The sequence below is a fragment of the Streptomyces sp. 13-12-16 genome (genome assembly GCF_002114215.1).
Classification (GTDB): Bacteria; Actinomycetota; Actinomycetes; order Streptomycetales; family Streptomycetaceae; genus Streptomyces.
The window spans coordinates 1-1,735 of record NZ_NCTE01001431.1 but is presented as its reverse complement, the minus strand read 5'-3'; the positions used below and the strand labels follow the sequence as shown (position 1 = coordinate 1,735).

The 1,735-nt window shown below is 72.7% G+C and carries 1 protein-coding gene and 1 pseudogene; both read right to left on the bottom strand.

From position 1 onward, the window contains the following. Positions 1–208: 208 nt before the first annotated feature. Entirely contained in the window at positions 209–1,231 is a 1,023-nt protein-coding gene (locus tag B7767_RS42145) for a Ku protein (protein WP_085576438.1), read from the bottom strand. 138 nt (positions 1,232–1,369) lie between these two features. Beyond that, a pseudogene (locus B7767_RS42140) lies at positions 1,370–1,735 on the bottom strand (NERD domain-containing protein); the annotation flags it as partial.

The window sequence follows — 1,735 nt, the reverse complement described above, 5'->3', positions numbered from 1 at the left end:
GGGTGGCGTGGGGGGGGGCGGGGGCGGGGGTCCGCACGCCGCGCTCGTGGCGGATGGCGCAGGCGGGGGCGCCGCGCGCCCTGCTGAGGCGGGAGGCATAAGCGGAGCCGGTAATTCGCACGTCGCGCTGAGGCGGGAGGCGTAGACGGAGGCGGTGGTCCGCGCGCCGCGCTCGTGGTGTCGGCGTGCGGGTGGCCTCCGTGGCGGGTCAGGCCGGGCGTTTGCGGGACGGGGTCTTCGTCGCCGGGGTCTTCTTCGAGGGGGCCTTCCCGGCCGTGCTCTTCGCCGTCGCCCTCTTCTTCTCGGCCCGGCCCGTCTTCGACGTCGACTTGCCCTCCGGGGACGCCGTCTTCTTCTCCGCCTTCGACGTGGACTTCCTGCCGCCGGTCTCCTTGGGGGACGAACGGGTCGCCCCGCGCTGCGGCAACCGCTCGCCCCCGGTCCCGTCCGGTTCACCGCGGACCGCGCGGACGCTCCGCTCCAGGGCCGTCGTCAGGTCCAGGACCTCGACGCCGCGCTCCGGTGCGGGCGCCTCGGGCAGGGCCTCGCCGGAGATCTTGGCGGCGACGACCTCCTCCACCGCCTCGCGGTACTCGTCGCGCAGGTCCTCCAGGCCGACCTCGCTGAGGGCGTCCACCAGGTCGTCCGCGAGGTTCAGCTCCTTGTCGTGGAGGGTGACGTCCGCGTCGGGGGCGATCCCCTCGGGGGCACGGACCTCGTCCGGCCAGAGCAGACCGTGCAGGGCGATCGCGTCGCCGACCACGCGGAGCATGCCCAGGCGTTCCCGGCCCCGCAGCGCGAACTTCGCGATGGCCACCCTGTTGCCGCGCTTCAGGGCCTCCCGCAGGAGCGTGTACGGCCTGGCGGCCGGTGCCCTGCCCGCCGCCAGGTAGTACGCGGCGCTCATCTGGAGCGGGTCGATGCTGTCCTCGGGGACGAAGGTGACGATCTCGATCGTCCTGGCGGTGGGGATCGGCAGGTGGGCCAGGTCATCGTCGGTGATCGGGATGATCGTGCCGTCCGCCTCCTCGTAGCCCCTGCTGATCTCCTGGGCGGTGACCTCGCGGTCCTCCAGCTCGCAGAACTTGCGGTGGCGGATCCGGCCACCGTCCTCCGTGTGGATCTCACGGAAGGGGACCGAGTGGCTCTCGGTGGCGTTCACGAGTTTGATCGGAATCCTGACCAGGCCGAACGAGATCACGCCGTTCCAGATGGATCTCATGTGCAGCACCTCTCCGGTCCGGCCGTCCACCGATCACGGTCGGATTTTTGTCATACTTTGCACGAGATTCTCATCTTATTGCGTTCTTCGCCGAGAGGGGGAAGCGGGCGGCTCGCGCTCGGCGATCCGTCCCCGTCGCCCGGCCGGTCACAGCCGGGTCCAGGTGTTCCGGTCCCGGGCCATCGCGTGCAGGGCCTCCGTGTCGGCCGGTTTCAGGACCCCGCCCGTGCGGGTCAGGGTCTCCACGTCGGCGTCCGTCAGGACGCGCACCTCGCGGGGCGGGGCCGGGACCGTCACGGCCGACGCGCCGACCAGGACCAGCACGGGGCGGACCTCGGCCGTCAGGGCGTGGGAGGCGCGGTCGGCGTCGGCCCGGACCCGGTGCAGCACGGGGCGCGGTTCGTGGCGGCCCAGGGCGATCCGGGGGTCGGCGACCGTCACCCGCCGCCGGTGGGCGTACAGGGCGTGGACGGCGTACAGGCCGCCGGGGCCGATCAGCAGGTGGTGGATGCG